Origin of the sequence: Aliikangiella marina (assembly GCF_007004765.1) — a bacterium.
Lineage (GTDB): Bacteria > Pseudomonadota > Gammaproteobacteria > Enterobacterales > Kangiellaceae > Aliikangiella > Aliikangiella marina.
Genome location: NZ_VIKR01000005.1, coordinates 333,253 through 352,925, shown reverse-complemented (window position 1 = coordinate 352,925; position 19,673 = coordinate 333,253). Strand labels below are relative to the sequence as shown.

General features: G+C 41.3%; 19 protein-coding genes and 1 riboswitch. Of the genes, 10 read left to right on the top strand and 9 right to left on the bottom strand.

All coding sequences use genetic code 11. The features are described from left to right. Window positions 1–47 precede the first annotated feature (47 nt). Together FLL45_RS18855 and FLL45_RS18850 are read right to left on the bottom strand one after the other, a co-directional pair. The gene (locus tag FLL45_RS18855) at window positions 48–1,208 is read right to left on the bottom strand and encodes a ribonucleotide-diphosphate reductase subunit beta (RefSeq protein ID WP_142943610.1); all 1,161 of its coding nucleotides are present in this window, start codon (window positions 1,206–1,208) and stop codon (window positions 48–50) included. A gap of 21 nt (window positions 1,209–1,229) precedes the next feature. Then, window positions 1,230–4,067, bottom strand: a complete 2,838-nt coding sequence (locus FLL45_RS18850; protein WP_142943609.1) for a ribonucleoside-diphosphate reductase subunit alpha — start codon at window positions 4,065–4,067, stop codon at window positions 1,230–1,232. Between the two features lie 83 nt (window positions 4,068–4,150). Then, window positions 4,151–4,286, bottom strand: a riboswitch (adenosylcobalamin (AdoCbl) riboswitch). A 413-nt stretch (window positions 4,287–4,699) separates the two neighbouring features. Here FLL45_RS18850 and FLL45_RS18845 point away from each other — a divergent pair. Then, a complete protein-coding gene (locus tag FLL45_RS18845) occupies window positions 4,700–5,074 on the top strand; it encodes a DUF3192 domain-containing protein (protein WP_142943608.1) in 375 nt (124 codons plus the stop codon). A 258-nt stretch (window positions 5,075–5,332) separates the two neighbouring features. Here the strand turns inward: FLL45_RS18845 and FLL45_RS18840 are convergent, their stop codons facing one another. Then, window positions 5,333–5,899 (bottom strand): hypothetical protein, encoded by a 567-nt coding sequence (locus FLL45_RS18840; protein WP_142943607.1) that lies wholly within the window; start codon window positions 5,897–5,899, stop codon window positions 5,333–5,335. 55 nt (window positions 5,900–5,954) lie between these two features. On the opposite strand from FLL45_RS18840, the gene FLL45_RS18835 reads away from it, so the two are divergent. Further along, a complete protein-coding gene (locus tag FLL45_RS18835) occupies window positions 5,955–6,941 on the top strand; it encodes a DMT family transporter (protein WP_142943606.1) in 987 nt (328 codons plus the stop codon). Window positions 6,942–6,961: 20 nt separating this feature from the next. On the opposite strand, the gene FLL45_RS18830 is transcribed toward FLL45_RS18835, so the two are convergent. Then, the gene (locus FLL45_RS18830; protein WP_142943605.1) at window positions 6,962–7,504 is read right to left on the bottom strand and encodes a tetratricopeptide repeat protein; all 543 of its coding nucleotides are present in this window, start codon (window positions 7,502–7,504) and stop codon (window positions 6,962–6,964) included. Window positions 7,505–7,731: 227 nt separating this feature from the next. On the opposite strand from FLL45_RS18830, the gene FLL45_RS18825 reads away from it, so the two are divergent. Continuing rightward, on the top strand, window positions 7,732–8,382 hold the full coding sequence (locus tag FLL45_RS18825; protein ID WP_142943604.1) for a Crp/Fnr family transcriptional regulator: 651 nt from the start codon (window positions 7,732–7,734) through the stop codon (window positions 8,380–8,382). A gap of 161 nt (window positions 8,383–8,543) precedes the next feature. Here the strand turns inward: FLL45_RS18825 and FLL45_RS18820 are convergent, their stop codons facing one another. Further along, on the bottom strand, window positions 8,544–9,269 hold the full coding sequence (locus FLL45_RS18820) for a 1-(5-phosphoribosyl)-5-[(5-phosphoribosylamino)methylideneamino]imidazole-4-carboxamide isomerase (protein WP_142943603.1): 726 nt from the start codon (window positions 9,267–9,269) through the stop codon (window positions 8,544–8,546). Window positions 9,270–9,521: 252 nt separating this feature from the next. On the opposite strand from FLL45_RS18820, the gene FLL45_RS18815 reads away from it, so the two are divergent. From FLL45_RS18815 to argB, 3 genes are all read left to right on the top strand, one after another. Beyond that, the gene (locus FLL45_RS18815) at window positions 9,522–9,866 is read left to right on the top strand and encodes a TraR/DksA family transcriptional regulator (protein ID WP_142943602.1); all 345 of its coding nucleotides are present in this window, start codon (window positions 9,522–9,524) and stop codon (window positions 9,864–9,866) included. A gap of 327 nt (window positions 9,867–10,193) precedes the next feature. Beyond that, entirely contained in the window at window positions 10,194–11,252 is a 1,059-nt protein-coding gene (argC, locus tag FLL45_RS18810) for an N-acetyl-gamma-glutamyl-phosphate reductase (RefSeq protein ID WP_142943601.1), read from the top strand. A 32-nt stretch (window positions 11,253–11,284) separates the two neighbouring features. After that, entirely contained in the window at window positions 11,285–12,115 is an 831-nt protein-coding gene (gene argB, locus FLL45_RS18805) for an acetylglutamate kinase (protein WP_142943600.1), read from the top strand. Window positions 12,116–12,229: 114 nt separating this feature from the next. Here argB and FLL45_RS18800 read toward each other — a convergent pair whose 3' ends face one another. Beyond that, the gene (locus FLL45_RS18800; RefSeq protein WP_142943599.1) at window positions 12,230–12,646 is read right to left on the bottom strand and encodes a VOC family protein; all 417 of its coding nucleotides are present in this window, start codon (window positions 12,644–12,646) and stop codon (window positions 12,230–12,232) included. 14 nt (window positions 12,647–12,660) lie between these two features. Further along, entirely contained in the window at window positions 12,661–12,843 is a 183-nt protein-coding gene (locus tag FLL45_RS18795) for a hypothetical protein (protein ID WP_142943598.1), read from the bottom strand. A gap of 115 nt (window positions 12,844–12,958) precedes the next feature. Here FLL45_RS18795 and soxR point away from each other — a divergent pair, with 115 nt between their 5' ends. Beyond that, window positions 12,959–13,408 carry a redox-sensitive transcriptional activator SoxR gene (gene soxR, locus FLL45_RS18790; protein ID WP_142943597.1) on the top strand — a complete coding sequence of 150 codons (450 nt, stop codon included), beginning with the start codon at window positions 12,959–12,961 and terminating at the stop codon, window positions 13,406–13,408. A gap of 3 nt (window positions 13,409–13,411) precedes the next feature. After that, the gene (locus FLL45_RS18785; RefSeq protein ID WP_142943596.1) at window positions 13,412–13,885 is read left to right on the top strand and encodes an NYN domain-containing protein; all 474 of its coding nucleotides are present in this window, start codon (window positions 13,412–13,414) and stop codon (window positions 13,883–13,885) included. Between the two features lie 248 nt (window positions 13,886–14,133). Here FLL45_RS18785 and FLL45_RS18780 read toward each other — a convergent pair whose 3' ends face one another. Both FLL45_RS18780 and FLL45_RS18775 read right to left on the bottom strand, forming a co-directional pair. Then, complete coding sequence (locus FLL45_RS18780; protein ID WP_185964549.1) at window positions 14,134–16,782, bottom strand: VWA domain-containing protein; 2,649 nt, start codon at window positions 16,780–16,782, stop codon at window positions 14,134–14,136. Window positions 16,783–16,792: 10 nt separating this feature from the next. Further along, a complete protein-coding gene (locus tag FLL45_RS18775) occupies window positions 16,793–17,323 on the bottom strand; it encodes a hypothetical protein (RefSeq protein ID WP_142943594.1) in 531 nt (176 codons plus the stop codon). Window positions 17,324–17,823: 500 nt separating this feature from the next. Here FLL45_RS18775 and FLL45_RS18770 point away from each other — a divergent pair, with 500 nt between their 5' ends. Beyond that, window positions 17,824–18,552 carry an RNA polymerase sigma factor gene (locus FLL45_RS18770; protein WP_142943593.1) on the top strand — a complete coding sequence of 243 codons (729 nt, stop codon included), beginning with the start codon at window positions 17,824–17,826 and terminating at the stop codon, window positions 18,550–18,552. Continuing rightward, window positions 18,542–19,621: a hypothetical protein gene (locus FLL45_RS18765; protein WP_142943592.1), complete on the top strand. Its 1,080-nt coding sequence runs from the start codon at window positions 18,542–18,544 to the stop codon at window positions 19,619–19,621. Before FLL45_RS18770 ends, FLL45_RS18765 begins: the two co-directional genes overlap by 11 nt. The last annotated feature ends 52 nt before the right edge of the window (window positions 19,622–19,673 follow it).

Here is a 19,673-nt window from a genome sequence, read left to right as displayed (position 1 = left end):
ATCAGATTCTATCTTACAAAGATTCTTTCGTTACATAGCAATAATGATTAATCCCAACTAAGCGCAGCTCCAGTTTGGTATTCAGTCACTCTAGTTTCAAAAAAGTTTTTCTCTTTGCGCATATTGGCTTGCTCATCGAGCCATGACAACTGATTTTGAGCCCCGGGAAACGGCTCTTCGATATTAAGTTGTTTCGCTCGTCGATTGGCTATAAAACGAAATTGCTCGATATGATCTTCAGCACTATAGCCGAGAATTGGATCTCTCAAGATGTAATTGGCATATCCGATTTCTGCAGCTTCACACTGGTCCCACATATCCCGCAAACGCTGAGTATCTAAAGTCAAGTTCTCTTCCTTAACTATCTCACGTACAACTCGAATACCAAAAGCACAATGAAGAACTTCATCCCTCATAATGTACTGGAGTTGCTCAGCGGTACCAGTCATTAATCCTCGCCGTTGCAAAGCAAAAATTGGGCTAAAACCGTTATAAAACCAACAACCTTCGAAAACGCCAGCAAAGAACAAATAAGCATGAATAAAGTTATCCAGCTCATCAGGATTCTTTAAATCGATATCCGGGCGTAACACTGAATTGAGTTTCTGATTGGCTAATTCAATCTTTTGGTGGATTTGCGGAACCACTCGATAACGATTATAGATTTCACTTTGATCAATACCAATTGATTCAATACAGTGTTGATAGGTCCATGTGTGTAAAGCTTCTTCATAAACCTGTCTTGCCTGATAGATTTGTAGCTCAGGTGCAGTCATTTTTTCCATAACTGCAAGCCCCACATTGCGCATAGCTAGAATATCTGACGTCGTCAAATAAGCTAAAACATTTTCATACACATGCTTTTCTTCCGTGGTAAGTCGCTGATGATAATCTTGAACATCTTTCGTCATATTAATATCAAGCGGGGTCCAGTGGTTCTTATTCGCATTTAGAAAGAAATTCCAAGCCCATGGATACTTAAATGGCGCTAATTGATTAATATCGCCTTCTCCATTAATGATCCGTTTATCTTCGACGCGAACCGGTTCAGCAGCCATTTGACCAGAGGGTTTATTTAAATCTTCTCCATTTGATTTTTCTATCGTGCTTTTCTGCAAACTTGCTTTTGCTTTTTTTGTCTGCGCAGTTTCATTTCTAGTAGTTTCTTCAGCTTGAAATTCCGCAATAGGATCATTCCAATCTAACATCACTTTTCTCCTTTTTTTATTCTATTGACAAGCTTCACAGTCAGGTTCAAGAATTGAACAGACCTTAGGTGGCTCTGTCGCCAATTTTGATTGTTGCGACGTACTTTTCTCCATTTGTGTTGCCCCGAGTGAACGTAAGTAATAAGTTGTTTTCAAACCTCTGACCCAGGCCAGCTTGTATAATTGGTCGAGCTTCTTACCAGAGGCTTCTGCCATATAAAGGTTGAGACTCTGCGCTTGGTCGATCCATTTCTGACGCCTTGAAGCCGCTTCAACTAACCAACGAGAATCAATTTCGAATGCTGTCGCAAATAATGCTTTTAAGTCGTCTGGAATGCGATCAATTTGCTGAACCGATCCATCGAAATACTTGAGATCATTCACCATTACTTCATCCCACAAACCAAGCGATTTTAGGCGAGCGATTAAGTGGGCATTTGCAACGCTAAACTCTCCCGATAGGTTTGATTTTACATAGAGATTTTGATACGTCGGTTCAATGGATTGGCTAACGCCACAAATATTTGAGATTGTTGCTGTTGGAGCAATGGCCAAACAATTACTGTTTCTCATACCATGCTTGACAATACTCTCTCTCAACGTGTCCCAATTGAGTCGTTGGGAGGAGTCTTGGTTAAAATAATTACCTCTTTCTTGTGCCAGTTGATTCACTGAATCAATTGGCAGAATACCCTTGCTCCAAAGCGAGCCCTCGAAGGTCGAGTAACGTCCACGTTCTTGAGCCAATCGATTAGACGCACTAATGGCCAGATAGCTCACGAGCTCCATCGATTCATCCGCAAAACCAACAGCTTCTTCACTCGCGTAAGGAATATTCTTTATGTAAAGCGCATCATGAAACCCCATAATTCCTAAACCAACTGGGCGATGTTTTAAGTTTGAATTTCTCGCTTGCGGTACGCTGTAATAATTATATTCGATAACATTGTCGAGCATTCTCATTGCTGTGGTTATGGTGCGTTCTAACTTTTCTTTATCAAGCTCGCCATTATTAAAATGAGCAGGCAAGTTAACAGAGCCTAAATTGCACACAGCAATCTCATCATCGCTCGTATGAAGAGTAATTTCCGTACATAAATTGGAACTATGAACAACACCTTGATGTTGGTTGGTGTAACGAATATTGCAGGGATCTTTAAAAGTAATCCATGGGTGACCGGTTTCAAAAAGCATTGCCAGCATTTTCCGCCAAAGCTCTTTCGCCTTAACGGTTCGGTAGAGTGTAATTTCACCCCGTCCAGCTTTATCTTCATAAGCACTATACGCAACAGCAAATGCCTGTCCACTCAGCTCATGTAAATCATCAACTTCTTCTGGTGAGAATAGTGTCCAGTCTTGATCTTCTATCACGCGCTGCATAAAAAGATCAGGAATCCAATTTGCACTATTCATATCGTGAGTTCTACGCCGTTCATCACCGGTGTTTTTACGAAGCTCTAAAAAATCCTCGATATCAATATGCCAAGTTTCAAGGTAAGCGCAGACTGCGCCTTTACGTTTACCCCCTTGATTAACCGCCACCGCCGTATCATTGGCTACCTTTAAAAATGGAACAACGCCCTGAGACTTACCATTGGTACCTTGTATGTACGAACCCATACCGCGAACACGGGTCCAATCATTGCCAAGCCCTCCAGCAAACTTAGACAACATGGCGTTGTCCCTAAATGCGTCATAAATACCAAACAAATGATCAGGAACTGTGGTCAGGTAACAGGATGACAACTGTGGCCGTCGTGTTCCAGAGTTAAAAAGCGTAGGGGTTGAGCACATAAAATCAAAGTTAGATAAAACTTTATAGAACTCTATCGCTTTTTCTTCTCGTTCAATTTCATTCATTGCTAAACCCATCGCAACCCGCATAAAAAATGCTTGTGGCAATTCAAAACGGATTTCTTCACTATGAATGAAATAGCGATCGTATAGGGTTTGTAATCCCAGATAGTTAAAAGACAGATCGCGGTTCGGCACAATTGCTTTTGCCAATTTTTTTAAATCAAATCGAGTCAGCTCTTCATCAAGTAACTCTAGCTCAGAGGCTTTATGAACATACTGGATAAAATACTCACCATAGTGAGATTCGAATTCAGATTGAGTAAGATTCTTCGACGATTGGTTTAAAAATGATAGCGCTTCTAAACGCAAGTTCGCTAACAACAATCTTGCGGCAACTTGACTGTAGTTAGGCTCTTGATCGATCAAACTTCTTGCAGCTAATACCATCGCGTCATTTAAATCTTGCAAAGTCATTCCATCGAAAACATTATTCAATGTCAGCTCAATCAGCGTCTCACCTGAAACATCATCAATCTCCGCAACAGCCAATTCTATAATCTGATTAATATTGATTTTTTCAAGCGGGAGCATCGCGCCATCTGGCTGACGAATGGTTAATTGGCTTTTGCGACTATATGGGGAATCTTCTTGCAGAGCCTGTCTTTGTTTTTCATGCTCAGCGCGATACAACACATAGGCTCGAGCGGTTTTTTGTTCACCAGCTCTCATCAACGCAAGTTCAACCTGATCTTGAATATCTTCAATATGCATCACGCCACTTTCAGGTAAACGGCGGATCAGAGCTTGATAGACTTGATTGGCAAGCGTCTCAACAGACTGATGAACACGGTTTGAATCTAGCGCTAAGTCACCTTCTACGGCGAGAAAAGCTTTAGTCATAGCGACTTTTATCTTGTTTAAATCAAACGGTGTTACGGTGCCGTTACGACGAATAACCGCATATTGATTTTCTTGATTGGCAGAGGTCTCTGCGTTAGAAGGTGTGCGTTCGCTTGAATCACCTAAATGGGTTGATTCTTGAGCATCAATGGTTTCGAGCATAATTTCCTCTTCACTGAGAATAATGCTCGCGTGAAGCGGAGTTAAGCCGACAAACGGAATCCAACCCCTAGCGGGTCCCGAAGACTTTCAATCCATACCTTTACGCGAGGCATAATTAAACGGATGTAGGTAATCGGACTAAAAGCTAATGTAGCTTATCACCGTTGCGCGACAGTGCTGGATTTTCACCAGCTTCCCCTACCACAAATTGTATTAAAAACCACCAGATATAGAAACTAATGGTTTCCGAAGCACAATATAATGTGTTTTGTTTAAGTTTACAATCCCTTCGTTTGACAATAAACACAGAGAACACTAGAGAAGACGGATAAAAATATTGTCTCAATCCTAGCGTTCAGCTTGAGTTCAACCAATTGTCTACATAATCCCAACTTCTGATATCCACAGAAATAAAAAGTCAGTAGCAACATGATTCAAATAATTAAAGATTTCACAATATTTTGGTTTAAACCACTAATTTTAAAATCGAATTTTAAAATTTTCTGCTTAAACCTTTAGGGAACCCCTCTAATTATCTGACTTGTAGCAATTGGCACAATACCTGCTAAATCAGCAACAATTCGTTTTTGGAATTCATCGTTAAATATAAAATCAATGAGTATGGAGGAAGCATGAAACAATTACTCAATCTGGCCGCTGCAAGCTTACTCGCGGTTTCTTTATCCGGTTGTATCATCGTTGATGGCGAGTACCGCGACTGGAATGACTCTGACTGGAAGTCTGAGCAACGCGAAAACCGCTCTCTTATTAGTCGCCTTGAACTTAATGAATCACGGCAACGAGTTGTCTCCCGACTAGGTGCACCGAATTTTTCAGAAGCTTTTAGTCGAGGCGAGGACCAATATCGAATTTTATTTTATCGCACCCATCATCGTCACTCTGATGGCGATACGACAAAAGATGAAACCACACCACTGGTTTTTAAGAATGATACATTAATCGGTTGGGGCCATGATGTTTTAGCGGAAGTCTCAAGCTATAACTAAGTCCTCTGCGGTTAGTAAAACGGTTACATACCAATTTTCGATTTGGTATTCCAGATTCAGTCCGTCCTGCGAGCTCTATCTTTTATTGACTTAACAGTTCTCTCAACTCTTCAAGTAATAAATGATGCGCAGGCCGGGCTGTCTGCCCAAATGCTAAATCAGCGATCTGGCTCGTCTTAGCGAGTTTTCGTCGCTCCGATCTAAAACTCGTACGTCAGTTCGAAAACCAATTGCCAATTAATTAACGATTAATGAGATTCAAAGTGCTTTTTCTAATTCTTGCGCTACCGCTTTTTTATTGACTCGTTTCAAAATTCCAATCAATTGCCGATACCCCACAGCTGGCCCATTTTTACTCTCTGTTAAAAATTTAACGACATTCTTTCGTTGTTTTTCTGAAAGTCCCTCGTACTGTTTGGCAAATTCGAACGGATTATCGATGGAGATTTTCATCAAAGCAAATTGCAAATAGTTTGGCGCGTCAGGAGCCCACGTTAATTGACTTGCTAGTCCCAAAACAATTTCAAAACCTTGTTGAGGATTATTTTGAACAACACTCTCTAGTTCAAAAATATACGGGTTACCATCCCATAATTCATCTCGACTCGCACTGTTAAACAACCGGTTAAAGTCGCGAGCATTTTTCGGGAATGCAGCCAGAAAAGCCTTCTGTCTCGCTGGATCATTTCGTCTGAGCTGTAATTCCCCAAGTGCAAACTTCAATTGCGACGCCTGACTAGACAGGCTTTTGCTATGGCTCGGTAAACTGGAAAACAGCAGAATATTAACGGTTGTCAGTAGTATGACTCTTGTCAGATGCTTCATGGTTAGACTTTTACTCGCCCATCACTTTTAAGCATAATAACCAGCACCTTGTTACTTGCCAAATCAATTACCATTTGATTACTCTTCGGTTACTCAGTTAATCAATAGTTTTCTTGTTAACAACCAGCTGGATACTATGCGCTCAAAACACTCAATTAATGCCCTGCTTTCGCTCGCTGTAATAGCGGTAGTCTTGATGAGTTTTGTTCCAGTATTAATACGCTACACGCAAGCAAATGAAGCAACTATCGGCATAATCCGCTTAGCGATTGCGTCAGTCGGCCTTGCCATAATACTTCTTTTCACTCGAGGCAGGGTGGTATTGAACCCAAAAGAGTGGCGCTGGCTAGGCTTTTTAGGATTCGTCTTTGCTATCCATTGGTATGCTTATTTTAAGAGTATCAAACTCGCAGATGCCTCTTTGGCTGCCATTGGCGTTGCGACCTTCGGGGTGCATTTATTGCTCTTGAATGCTGCTATCTTCAAAGAAAAGTTATCGTTAATCGATTTAATGGCGGTACTTATTGCTTTCATCGGGATCTACGTCGCATCACCACAACTCTCGATTGACTCAGAGAAACTACTCGGGTTTGCAATTGCGGTTGTCAGTGGCTTTCTATACGCCTGTTTACCCCTGATTAATCGACAACTCTCCCATCTAACAACTAACACTCGGGGACTTGGTCAATTCGGATTTGCTTTGTTATTTTTTGCCCTTTTATTGCCACAGGCAAACTTCGACTTGAGCCGAACCGACTGGTTAAGTCTCGCCGCACTCGGTGTGGTCTGTACCCTTGTTGCGCATACTATTTGGATTAAAGTCAGTACCGAATTACCGGCTAACTTTACTGCAGTCATTTATTATGGATATGTTCCGTTAGCGATGATGATGAGTTACTTCTTCCTTGGCGAGGCAATCACATGGCAAAAAGTCGTTGGCGCGAGCATGATCATTGGTGCGAATATCTTGGTTATCTTTAAGCACAAGAAAAATCAAAAGGAGTCGAAAGCGCTTGAGCGCGCCGCTGAGGAGACGCTTTGACAGCATGTTTGAACGGGTCGCTAGCTTTTTCGTAGCGGCATTTTCGCTTCGCGGAAACGCTTAGATTTAATGATACCCAGGTATGTTTCGGCTTTTTGTTCGGCAATTGAGAGCTGCTCTGAGGGAATTTCGGTGCGCAGTTGTTCGACAATCACCGCCGTTTTGTTATTGATGTGCTTGGCGGTAGGACTTGGATTGATAGAAGCAATGTAAAACCATGCGTAGGATTCAACGACATCTTGCTCAAAGCCCAAACCTTGGGCAAGCATCAAAGCGACGTTGTATTGGGCGGCTGGATAATCTCGCAAACTGGCTTGGAAATAATATTCGGCGGCTTTTCGGTAGTTTTTTCGAAAGCCACTGCCTTTGGGTGGGTCAAAATAAAAATTGCCAAGGACAAATAATGCTTCAGGATCACCTAACTCTGCCCGGTGCTTGAGCTTAGACCACTCAGTCACATAAACATTTTTTTGACCTGTATATTCTCTTACCGTCTCTGCTTCGCTGGGCAGAAGCCACAACCCCATCAGTAGCAGCAGTAGCAAGAGCCAATTTTTATCCAATAGCTGCAAAACAATCCTTACGGGAAACCAGACATTTACTTTTAATAATTATTTTCCTACAAACGCTGGATACAATTACACCAATATGGTTCATTATAAATTAACAAGAGCGCCTAACTAGGTGATTACTTTGTTGTTTTTTTGTGAAATATTTACATGCTCAATCAGCACTTGCACTACATTTTAGCGTAAACTAGACTCAAGTTTAAAAGGGTTAAAGGTATTTTATGTCACAATTGCGAAATTTTGAGCTATTTAATGATCTCGAAAAGGAGACCGTGGACGGTATTCTTTCGCATATTCATACTCGAAGCTTCCCAAAAAAGACCCAAATTGTGACCGAGGGAGACGATTCGCACAGTCTCTATTTCTTGCTCGATGGACGTGTTAAGGTCTACTTGGACGATGACAATGGCAAGGAAATTATCGTAAATATCCATGAAGCAGGCGAGTTTTTTGGTGAATTGGGGCTGATCAAATCGATTCCCAGAACCGCGTCTGTTTTGACTTTAGAAGACTCTCGTTTGGGGATTATGCCTGAGTCTGACTTCCGGCGATGCCTTGCTAACTACCCAAGTTTTGCTATCAACTTGATTGAAAACCTATCGACTCGATTAATTGAAGCCACAGAGACTATCCGAAAGTTGGGATTGATGGACGTGTATCGACGAATTGCGGTTACTTTTCTCAATTTATCGGAAGAAATCGATGGGGTCAGAGTCATCAACGAAAAACTCACTCAACAGAACATCGCTAGTCGGGTGGGCGCGTCAAGGGAGATGGTCGCGCGAATTCTCAAAGATTTAAGAGCTGGCGGATATATTTCTCAGGAAGACAACAAGATTATTCTGCATAAATCCTTGCCGCATTCTTGGTAAACATTAAATCGCTGCGTTTTCATTCATGCAAGCGCTTCTAATCTCTTCTTACAAACACCAGGCCTGAAACACTGATATATTACACGTAACCGATTCTTGAGGCAGGTACTTGGGGCAGGCCTTTATTCGAAGTGTTAGAACGCAATTCGCACAGATAGGCCTCAAGACGCCTCTTGATATTGGGCTAGCATTGAGTTGGCTTCATTAAGGCGGATCCCACCGTTATATATCGCCTTACCCACTAACACGCCTGAAGGCTTTGCGCTTTGCGAGTCGAGTAATCGCTTTAAATCGTCTAACTTATCAACAACCCCATTAGCAAAAACCGGAATTTCGATTGCACTGCTGAGTTCACTTATACTCGCCAACCCAGCATTAACTTCACCGTTATGATTCGCAACATCGGTGACAACCAAACCAACAACACCATCGTCTTCTAATTGTTGGGCAAGGTGAGTTAATGTTTGACCATTAACGCCCACCTGTCCCCGGCGGCAATCAATTTCCACCAATACCCGGTTGGGAAATTCAACACAAATATCATCGAGCAAATTTCGTTGGCGAATGGCTTTGCCATTGAGAACCAAAAAATCAGCGCCGGCATCAATCCACACATACGCAGACTCAATACACTTAATACCACCAATAACTTGCAGCGACAGATCGGGATAGGTTTGTTTGATTTTCGCGATTAGATCGACGTTTTCCGGCTCGCCGCTCTCAACGGCGTCAACGTCAACCACATGAATTCGGCGAACGCCCTCTTGATACCAACCGGTAACCACTTGCATCGCATCTTCTTTAACCACTTCATCAACAAAATTGTTCTTGGGACGCGTATGTACGCCCTTACCATGTCGAATTTCTAAAACTGGAACTAACTGCATAAATAGGCTCCATTTTGATTGATGGTTTGTGTTTGCTCTTAATTCAACTATAGAAATAAAATTTCATTTCGTCAGCTAAAAAAACACTTATTTTAGAACTAATCATAATTTAGCGATTTTTTATTCCATCCTTGAAAATTCGTAAAAAACCACATGACTACTAATCAATGACTTAGGTCAATTAGTTCAAGTGAATTTGCGATAGACTCTAATTCTAAGCCATAAAAATGACGGATATATGAGGAAGTTCTGATGCAACGCTTCGACGAAATCAAACAAACACTCCACGCAAGACTCGGCGAGTTGGAATCTCGTGTTCAAGCAATCAATGCTGATATCACTCACCAAAATCAACCTTTATCAAGCGATTGGAGCGAGCAAGCGGTTGAACGAGAGAACGAAGAAGTCCTCGAAGCACTTGGCAATGCTTCGCAAAAAGAAATGGCACAAATTAAAAATGCCCTTCACCGCATGGATACCGGGCGCTATGAGATTTGCGAAACTTGCGATGCAGAGATTCCTTTCGAGCGCTTGAAACTAGTCCCCTACACAACTCTCTGCACTCACTGTGCAGAAAAGGCAGAGGCCAAGCATTAATTTGCCTCTGCTTTAGGTCTTCGTTTCAATTCAAATTTTCATTCCTTTAAGCCATTTTATTATGGCAACTTGATATCGCTTTAGGCATAATCTGTCTTGTTCAACAATCGCTTGGAAATTCGAAGGTTGAGCTGTCGCTCTGTCACAGCTATGAGCGACACTGTCCATAAGCTAATACCACTAAGGTTGCAGCGATGGCCGCGGGAATGACGGCAGGTGACCGGAAGCCTTTTCGGTACTTTCTGACGCGGTGGTAATTAGAAACTGTCTCGCCATCGGCGAAAGGCATGTTGATTTAATTAACTAATTCTCGTAGGAAAATTTATCATGAGTAAAACCAAAGTTTCGATTATTGGTGGCGCTGGCTATGGCGCTGCAGAAATCCTCCGTCACGTTTTAGTTCGCGAAGATGTCGAGCTACTCCGCATTTCGAGTAAAGACTTTATCGGTCAATCGGTCAGTCAGGTGCACCGCAATCTGCCCGGCTATGACGATATCAAAATGCAGGATATTACACCGCAAGAATGTGCCGAAGGTGCTGATATTGTTTTCCTGGCAATGCCTCATATTATTACCGCTCGGGTTGCTATGGAGCTATTCGATCTGGACGTCAAAATCATCGATTTATCTGGAGACTTCCGGTTGGAGAACTTACAAGATTACACTCGAGATTATGCGCCGGAGCATCCTTGTCCGGAAAGACTAGGTACTTTTGTTTATGGCATGCCAGAGCTGAATAGTGAAGCAATTAAAAATGCAAAACACGTTGCAAGCCCGGGGTGTTTTGCAACAGGTATAGCAATGGGTCTTCTCCCGCTCGCTGCAGCTGGATTGCTCAAAGGAACCAATGTTAGGACCGTTGCGATGACAGGTTCGTCTGGCTCAGGGGTGAAACCGCAGGCCGGTACTCACCACGCTGTACGTGTGAATAATTTAAAAGCATACAAGACTCTTCATCATCAGCATCGAGCAGAAATTGTGCAGACGTTAAGTCACGCAGGTGCTGAAGGTATTTCACTGGATTTTGTTCCAGTTTCCGCTCCATTAGTTCGTGGCATACTAGCGGTTTCACAAATCGATTTACCTGAAGATAAAAGCCACGAAGATATCGAGAAAATCTATCAAGATTACTATGCGGATCATCTCCTGACTACCGTTCGTCCCAAAGGGGCACCAGCTGAGGTAGTGGCCGTGTCTGGAACAGCGAGAGTTGAAATCGGCATCGATACTCGGATTGACGAAGACACCGGCAAACGCACCTTATGTTTAACCAGCGCAATCGATAACTTAATCAAAGGCGGCGCAGGCCAAGCAATACAGAGTTTTAATTTGATGACTGGTAAACCGGCTCATTACGGCCTTGATAATCCTGGATTGTGGCCTTAAGCCAATTTCCTTTCTACCAAGAAGGATTAATCATGACTGATACTAAAAAAACCGCCGTCATTAAAGTCGGCGGCGATGTTTTGCTTGATAAAGCAGAGCGAGAAGGATTGGCAGCCAACATCAAGGATCTGACTGCAGAAGGCTGGTCAGTTGTTTTATTGCATGGTGGGGGCCCCCAAGTTAATGCGCTTCAAGAGAAGCATGGCTTAACTCCCAACAAAGTTGCTGGGCGAAGAATTACTTCAGAAGCAGACCTAGTTGTTGTTAAACAAGCGATTGCAGGCGAAGTAAACGTTAACTTAACCGCGACCTTGATCCAGGCTGGATTACCTGCTTTTGGGTGTCACGGCGCTTCTGGACATTTAATCAGAGCGAGTAAACGCCCGCCGGTTATCGTTACTGGCGCTGGTGATAAGCCAATTGATTTTGGCGAAGTGGGTGATGTCACTGGAATCAACGCTGAATTACTTCAGGGATTACTCGACTTAGGCCAAATACCGGTTATCGCAACGCTTGGGGTTTCAGAGGGCGGTCGTATCTTCAATATCAATGCTGATACCACCGTGGTGCAAATCGCTCGCGCATTGAAGGCTGATTTACTTTTATTAACCACCGGAGTTGGCGCGGTGTTTAGAGATCTTAAGCAACCCGAAAGCCGCATCGCTCAAGTAAGTCGTCAACAAGCCAATAAGCTGATTGCTGAAGGTATCATACAAGGCGGAATGATTCCCAAAGTAGAAGAAGCAATGAAACTGTTGAGCGAAGGTGTTAACTCTATTGCGATCGTTTCCGGTCGAAATCCAGGCGCGTTCTTATCAGTGGCCAATGGCACTGGAGAGTCAGGTACTCGAATTGTTGATTAGCTTAAAATAGTAATCAATGTTCTTTGTAATAACGAATGCCGCTTGGTTTTTAGTCTCCAACTCTCAGTCTTAACTGCGAGTTGGAGAGCGACAATTTTCAGAGTAGATCGCCATTTACTCATATCCATTTCGCTCAGCAGGAAGATCACTTAAGTACTCAACAAACTCGATTTCGAATCCGTCTGGGTCAATGTAATAGGCATTATTTCGAAACTTGCTTTCTCCGCCATGGTCAACCTCGAAGCCAGCGTCAGCAAGGCGTTTGATTAACGCAGCCAAGTTCTCGGTAACAAAACCAATATGTGCTAAACCAACGCTATGACCTTTTAAGTGTCGGTTCTCTCCTTCTCCACCATCGTTGATCGATAAATAAAAGTAATCATCGCCAAAATGGAGCCATTTCTTGGTTTTACCGTACCAATCCATCGAGCCACTACCACGAACTCGCCAATGGGGAAACGCCGCGTGATAAAATTTTAACGATTGGTCGAGATCGGTAACAACCATATTAATATGTTCTAACCTAAGCATACTGGTCTCCTTGCTTACTTAAAGCGCATAACATCATTAAAAACTTTGCAGAACATCTTGGCAAAGCGCTCTTTTTCAATGACTTCGGTCGATGGTTGACGGAGAAAATCAAAACCGATCCCCGACAGCGTTGAATTGACTTTCTCTTTTTCCTTGGTGACTGCTTCTGCTTGAATCGCATTAATGTAGGTACTCATCACTAACCTCCGAATGAAATGTATGTGATTTATTTAATCTGTGAGGTTATACTAATACCTCAACTTAACTTGAGGTAAAGCGTTTACTGATAGTTATTTTTAATAGGATTAATAGATGCTTAATGAGACTAACTTAACCGTTGGCGCTGTCGCTGATCGATGTGGAGTGAAAGTTTCGACTTTACACTTTTATGAAGAGAAAGGATTGATCCAAAGCTGGCGTAATTCAGGGAATCAACGTCGATACAAACGTGACGTCATCCGCCGAATTTCAATCATTAAAGCGGCACAAAAAATGGGGATTACCCTGGAAGAAATCAAAATAGCCTTCGCAAAGCTACCCGAAAACCGCACACCAACAAAGACAGACTGGAAAAGACTGTCAAGCGCATGGCAACGACAACTTAATCAACGGATTGCTTATATGGAGCGGTTAAGAGATTCATTAAGTGGCTGTATCGGTTGTGGCTGCATGTCTTTAAAAAATTGTCCGATTCATAACCCTGATGACGCAATGAATTTAAAAGGTAATGGTCCGGTAATTTTAGATGGGAGGCACAAGTAAGTAATGCAGCGAGTAACTATCTTAGTCGATGTGCAAAATGTCTACTACACGACCCGACAAACCTTTAAACGTAATTTTGACTACAACCAGTTTTGGGAAAAAGTCACTAAAAACAGAACCGTTGTTAAAGCGATTGCTTACGCAATTGACCGCGGTGATACCAAGCAAAGAGAATTTCAAAATATTCTTAAAGCTATTGGTTTTGAAGTAAAACTAAAACCATTTATTCAACGCTCTGACGGTTCAGCAAAAGGCGATTGGGACGTCGGTATTGCTATCGACGCAATAGAGCTTGCAGCACAAAGCGATGTAATTGTTTTAGTATCTGGTGACGGGGACTTTGATTTACTAGCGAAGAAAGTTCGAGATAAATTTGAAGTCAGTTTTGAAGTATATGGTGTAGAAAGTTTGACGGCGAAATCACTGATTGAATCGGCGAGTGCGTTTATTCCGATTAAAGATCGTTTGTTGCTTTAGAACATTTTGGGAAAGCTATTTTTGATCATAAACAAGTCACTCAATGCTGTAGTAAATAATGTTGTCGTAGATAATGTTGTAGAAAATAACGATGGAATTTTTTTTGATAGTAAACATTCAATGTCAAAAAATAACTGGCATTGCAGAAAAATCATTTAAAACTCTCACTGCTTAAAACAACATTTTTTATGCTTACACTTAAAAGCACCTCACTATATAACGCTATAGTGAGGTGTCAATATTAGCTATTATCGTTTTCTGTCAGCTTGAATTACATTTTTGCCATCAAAGAAATAAGCCGTCACATGCTCACGTTTACCGTAGTCACCCTCGGCTTTAAACTCACTCTTTATTAGCATACGATGACTACCAATTTCACCAATCGGTAATTTAGCAGTAAAGATTCCGTCACCCGCTTTTTGATCCATACCACGACCATCATCGGTTAAAACTAAACGTACCGTACGTTTTTCTTCAGGTTCAATCGGACGAGGTTTCCCTCCTTCACCTTGATCATCTTGATAACTATCATCGGTCGAAGGAACCGGAATAACGACATCTGCAGTGAACGCTGCTTCATTGATTATTTCTCCTTCATTGACCAATCTAGCTGTCACTACATTAACATCCTCGATAATACTTATCTCGGAAAACATTCTTAAATTAGAATCACTATAAGCTTGAGCAATTAACTGAGTTTGTTCGTGCTCGCTTTTTTGTGAAGTAAAGTTTAATACCCACTCTCCGGCTTTATCCCAATTTTTACCACAGCGGAAAGGTAAAGGGATTTTTATATGTCTGTGAGTTTCACCACGTCTAATGTCAACTCCTGGCACAGTAAAAATAGTGCCTATGGTGCATCCACTAGGTGTTTCAACTGAGACATTAAACTGATTTTGGTTAGGAGTGTCCCAATTCATCGTGAAAGTTAAGTTTTTGTCCGCATTAGTAACAAATGCGGTCAGCGAATCTGCATCACCGGCACTCATTTCATATAAGGGATCCACCAATGTAGCTAAATCAACTGCCTGTGCGGCTACTGAGATAAAGAATTTTTGGAGATCAGCTGGAGTTGCCGATTGATGTTCTAAATGATCACCACCGCTATTCATAGCAACAGTAGAAAGTATGGCGCCACTAACACTCGTACCAATCGCTAAGCTATAAAGATTTAAATCATTCGAAACAATCGGCGCGTTAATATCCATTAAATCAGATCCCCATGGCGAATTATGCATCCCATCGGAAAACACAAATACCACTTGTCGATCATGAGGGTCCGCAACGCTTGTTAACTGATTAACAGCTTCATCAACGCCATCAATTATATTTGTCATACCACCTGCCAGCATACCATTAATCGCAGTTTGCGCATTAGGTCGAGAAGCTGCATTGAGGTTTTGTAAATCAAAAGGTGGCGCAAAAGGAACAACAGCGTCATTAAATTGCACTAAACCCAATCGATGTCCGCCATCAAGGTCGAGAAAATCAATAAATGAATTTGCAGACAATTGTAACGCTTCAATCTTCGTCATCGCACCGCCAGTCGCTGACAAGTTCATGGAGCCGCTTCGATCTAATACTAACATTACATCGACATCGCCGATCCCCGTGACAAAGTTGATATCGGGTGTTGTATTACCAGCAACCACTAACACATCTTCAACCAAGTCAACATGTATAGTTGGATCATCGGTAATCGAAGGCGCGTCGTCATAACATTCCGTAGGGAAACCTATATGCCCACTACCGTTTAAGGGCGTGATGTTATAGGGCGAACTTGCAGGGTTGGTTGGGTCATCTAGTCCGGCAAACGGCACGCCATTTAACCAAGAGACAATACAAACATTATAGGTTCCTGGCGTAAGTCCTTTAAGAATATAATCGCCAGCAGAAAGACTCGGATCCCAATCCGCAGGATGCACCGTAAAAGTTTCATAGGCAGGTTGTAATGGATCGGCAGTGCTATACGCCCAAACTCTGACACCGACAGCTGCAGAAGCATCTGGTTGCCTTACCCAACCACTTATCGCCCCTGTAGTATAGGGCGCGCTGCCATCCGGCCAAAACCCGATACCAGGATAATTGAGCCCGGATACCGCAACATCATCGGCATTTAAAGTGCGAACATTATTTTGCCATGCAATGTCCGTATCACTAACGGCAGGAAACATCGTTGCAGCATTTACACCATTAAAAGACATACTGGTATGAGCAAATCCAAAATGATGACCAAACTCATGAGTCGCAATTGCTTGAATATCAAACACATCAGGCGTCGCATTCGGGTTAGTCGAGAAATCAAACACCGCAGCGTTCCAAATCATATCCATATCCAAAATGTTACCATCTTCTAGTAAGGTTCCGTTGGGGTAAGTGGCCACAGGAAGATTCACATTTGGGTTCGGGCTCCCAGGAAATCCGCAAGGCAGATTTCGATTGCCCGCATTTAACACGATGTCAGGGCCAACATACATTGTTGTTAACGATGCAGCTATAGCATTTGCGGGCAACGGAATTGCGGTATCAGACCAAGTAACTAGATTTACCAAGTCACAACCAGCATCAGCAATTGAGGTTTCTCCTGCGTATGAAACTGAAATATCCGAAGTTACAACAGCTTCCCAAGCTTGAAATGCATCGCTAAGTTCAGTGACAGCAGTCGCGTTGTTAATTGCTGGCGTACCTTGCATATTTACATCATTAGTGATTACACCATCTTCGTGCAAATACCATTCTAAAGGCATAGCAACATCATTCCATACTCTGTGTATGATTTGAGTTTGCGTGTTATTTAATGTTTCTGTGTTGTCGCCAGCAAAAGTATTAAAGCTACACATTAGGGCAACAAACAAACAAGAATTTTTGATACCTGTTTTAATAATCTTTGTTTCCATCATTTTCTCCTTATCGTACCGAACTACGCAGCTCTTCAAGTAATTTGACAATCCGAGAATTTTCATCGAGAAGTGTCAAGCTTTGATCTTTGTTGAGTAATGGTATTTTGCCTTCAAAATTGCTAAACATTTTATTGCCGGCAAGCGCGGTCTTTTGAGGTGCGTCCTGAATAAAAAACACCGCTGTTTCTCCTTGTTCTAAGTGCATTGGGTAACTTAACTGCTGCTCGATTACACCAATTCTTCCGCCAACATAAGACAGGTTAAATAATGACTTCGATGCACGTCCTTTAAGATATTCAACAGGTTCAATTTCTGCCGTGGTAACGATAACATTGCCTATCCATCGTGAAGATAATGATTTAACTTTTCCCACGACGACTTGTTGACTGCTACTACCCATAGCGGAAAACTTTTGTAGTTGTGAGTGCTTTTGTTCAAATTTTTGGGTTGAACCAATAGCAGGCCCAACTATAAACAATGAAAAGAACACCAGCAGAAGTATATATTCCTTGGCTTGTAACTTAGCGATTCGACTCATTTTTAAGTTCCTCGTATTTTTAGATTTAATTTAAACGAGCAAAGACCGCTCAAGTCTTTCTCGTTAAATTTTTTACATTCCTTAAGCATCGTGACGTCACAAGACCTCTTTCGCATCGGCCTAATAATTTCTTACACCAACCAATCAAAACGTAACTATAAATCTCAATTTGTATTATTTTCTAAAATTGCATAACTGATATTAATTAATATTATTTTTTTTCTTACAGCCCCCTTTATCTCATTTCGAAAACAAAAACTATCTAAGCGTTTGTTTTTAAGTCATCGCAAATCTCATAGAACAATTAATTTTTTAATAAATGAATTTCTTTGTAAGATTTCAAACAGAATTGCGAAAGAGGAAGCAAAATAAGCGCATGGAATAGAGCGGCAGTGAAAATAGAAGACGCAAATACTTTGCAATGTTACCCAGTTAGTTTTTTACATCAAAAGCTAATTGATATACTATCCCCGACTGTTGCAAAGCGGAAACCAAATGGAATGGTTGAAAATAATCGCATGGATCGCAAAGGAATTGCGGACTACGAGTCATACATATCGGACTTATCTTTAATATGTCCAACGCAGCTAGTCAAACAGGCTGCTGCAGGTGATCGTTTATCGATTAGAGAATTAATCAAACGAATCACGCCAACTATTCAAGTCTCGGCAGCTCAAACCATATCAAACTATTCTTTTCAAAACGAAAGTACACATACTCACGCAGAGATAGCTGATTATTGCCAAGATGTCTTTATGCATTTATTCGATAAACAGTGCAAAGTTTTGCTAAGCTGGGACCCACAGAAAGGGATGTCACTAAAAAGTTTTATCAGTTTAATCACCAAACGACGAGTAATCTCATGTTTAAGAAGTCATAAAAAGACAGATATTCTGGACGAAAAAATAATCAACGAAAAAATCGATACGTTAAAAACGCCTAACGAACAACATCGATTTTCCAATCATAATTTCTTAATCAATTTAATCCGAGCCTTAAAGGACACTATTAGCGAACAAGGCTATGAAGTCTTTGTCATGCTATTTTTGTATGAGCAAAGTATTGAAGAAGTTTCAAAGAGTACTGGACTAAGTAAAAACGCTATTTATGTCTGGAAAAATAGAATCAGAAATCAAGCTCGTTCTATCGCAAGGGACTGGGATTCAGTAAATAATGATATGTCTTCACGACAACACATAGAATCCAAGAGGGAAGTTAATGTCAAATAATAACCAAAATATACTCGCATTAACTGCATTAAAGATAGAACAGCTTAGTCAATCTGAGCTCGATCAAGTTTTTATTGATCTCGCAGAGAATCGATTGAGTGCCAAAGAAATAAATCAGTTAGAAGTAAAAATCTCCGGTATTCCTGAGTTAGAAAATAAGTTTCGCCTGTTTAAGCCAATCAGTAAAGATTTTGCTTTTCAACTAGAAGACCAAATTATTAACAAGCTTGAAGCGGAAAGAGAAATCTACCAACCAGTAAATGCTAAGTCACCCAAAAAAGTGTGCGATTCATTTCTGCCAGACTTATCCGAGCAAGAGTATCAGGAGTATCAAGCAGTAAAATCATCACCAACCTGGTTTGAAAAAAGTTTGACTGATATCCCAATCGCTCTAAATAAAGAACAAACAAACAAAGAACAAAGAAATACATCGCAAATAAATAACGAGAGAATAAATGACGAGCAAACAAAAAAGGCACATCCACAAAATTCGCCAAAAAGTAATTTCTTGCGTGTTATAAGAAACATCCTACAGCCATCACCCTATGCAATCGCGGCATGCTCTGCCTTGTTTATTACATTAGCCACTTGGTACTCAAGCGAACCCAACACATCAAAGATTCCAGAATATGCGATGTTAATAAGCGGGCACAATAACCACTACAGAGCAATAAGTGAACGTAATATCATAGAAATCAGTCAACACGCCGATCAAAAAGACAATGCGATTGATGTTTTTTCACAAAACAAGTTGAATATCATTCTTAGACCTAATTCATCACATAAAGAAGAATTAGACGTACAAACCTATTTTTATCAAGACAACGAGTTAATAGAAATATCCAATAAAATAATGCGTGCTCCAACGGGCACATTCAAGATAGCGCCTCAAATCCCTATAAATTCATTCTCTACAAATAGTAATAAAGCTGTCTTAGCAGTAGTGATAAAAAACCAAAACTCAAAAATCAGTCACCAACAAATTATCGAACAAATAGACAAGGGCAATCCAACCTATCAAAGTACTGATTGGATATACCTTTCACAAAAAATCAATCTAAAACAATAATACCCAATGAACAATCATAAAATATTTTTCACTCTCGTCACTTCGTTTGGCC

What these genes read in the sequence shown, in the direction of transcription:
- FLL45_RS18840 (WP_142943607.1), bottom strand. Translation starts at nt 5,899, where the DNA reads ATGAAGCATCTGACAAGAGTCATACTACTGACAACCGTTAATATTCTG.
- FLL45_RS18765 (WP_142943592.1), top strand. Translation starts at nt 18,542, where the DNA reads ATGTCAAATAATAACCAAAATATACTCGCATTAACTGCATTAAAGATA.
- FLL45_RS18825 (WP_142943604.1), top strand. Translation starts at nt 7,732, where the DNA reads ATGTCACAATTGCGAAATTTTGAGCTATTTAATGATCTCGAAAAGGAG.
- FLL45_RS18780 (WP_185964549.1), bottom strand. Translation starts at nt 16,782, where the DNA reads ATGGAAACAAAGATTATTAAAACAGGTATCAAAAATTCTTGTTTGTTT.
- FLL45_RS18770 (WP_142943593.1), top strand. Translation starts at nt 17,824, where the DNA reads ATGGTTGAAAATAATCGCATGGATCGCAAAGGAATTGCGGACTACGAG.
- FLL45_RS18845 (WP_142943608.1), top strand. Translation starts at nt 4,700, where the DNA reads ATGAAACAATTACTCAATCTGGCCGCTGCAAGCTTACTCGCGGTTTCT.
- FLL45_RS18775 (WP_142943594.1), bottom strand. Translation starts at nt 17,323, where the DNA reads ATGAGTCGAATCGCTAAGTTACAAGCCAAGGAATATATACTTCTGCTG.
- FLL45_RS18850 (WP_142943609.1), bottom strand. Translation starts at nt 4,067, where the DNA reads ATGCTCGAAACCATTGATGCTCAAGAATCAACCCATTTAGGTGATTCA.
- FLL45_RS18855 (WP_142943610.1), bottom strand. Translation starts at nt 1,208, where the DNA reads ATGTTAGATTGGAATGATCCTATTGCGGAATTTCAAGCTGAAGAAACT.
- argC (WP_142943601.1), top strand. Translation starts at nt 10,194, where the DNA reads ATGAGTAAAACCAAAGTTTCGATTATTGGTGGCGCTGGCTATGGCGCT.
- argB (WP_142943600.1), top strand. Translation starts at nt 11,285, where the DNA reads ATGACTGATACTAAAAAAACCGCCGTCATTAAAGTCGGCGGCGATGTT.
- FLL45_RS18820 (WP_142943603.1), bottom strand. Translation starts at nt 9,269, where the DNA reads ATGCAGTTAGTTCCAGTTTTAGAAATTCGACATGGTAAGGGCGTACAT.
- FLL45_RS18785 (WP_142943596.1), top strand. Translation starts at nt 13,412, where the DNA reads ATGCAGCGAGTAACTATCTTAGTCGATGTGCAAAATGTCTACTACACG.
- soxR (WP_142943597.1), top strand. Translation starts at nt 12,959, where the DNA reads ATGCTTAATGAGACTAACTTAACCGTTGGCGCTGTCGCTGATCGATGT.
- FLL45_RS18815 (WP_142943602.1), top strand. Translation starts at nt 9,522, where the DNA reads ATGCAACGCTTCGACGAAATCAAACAAACACTCCACGCAAGACTCGGC.
- FLL45_RS18800 (WP_142943599.1), bottom strand. Translation starts at nt 12,646, where the DNA reads ATGCTTAGGTTAGAACATATTAATATGGTTGTTACCGATCTCGACCAA.
- FLL45_RS18795 (WP_142943598.1), bottom strand. Translation starts at nt 12,843, where the DNA reads ATGAGTACCTACATTAATGCGATTCAAGCAGAAGCAGTCACCAAGGAA.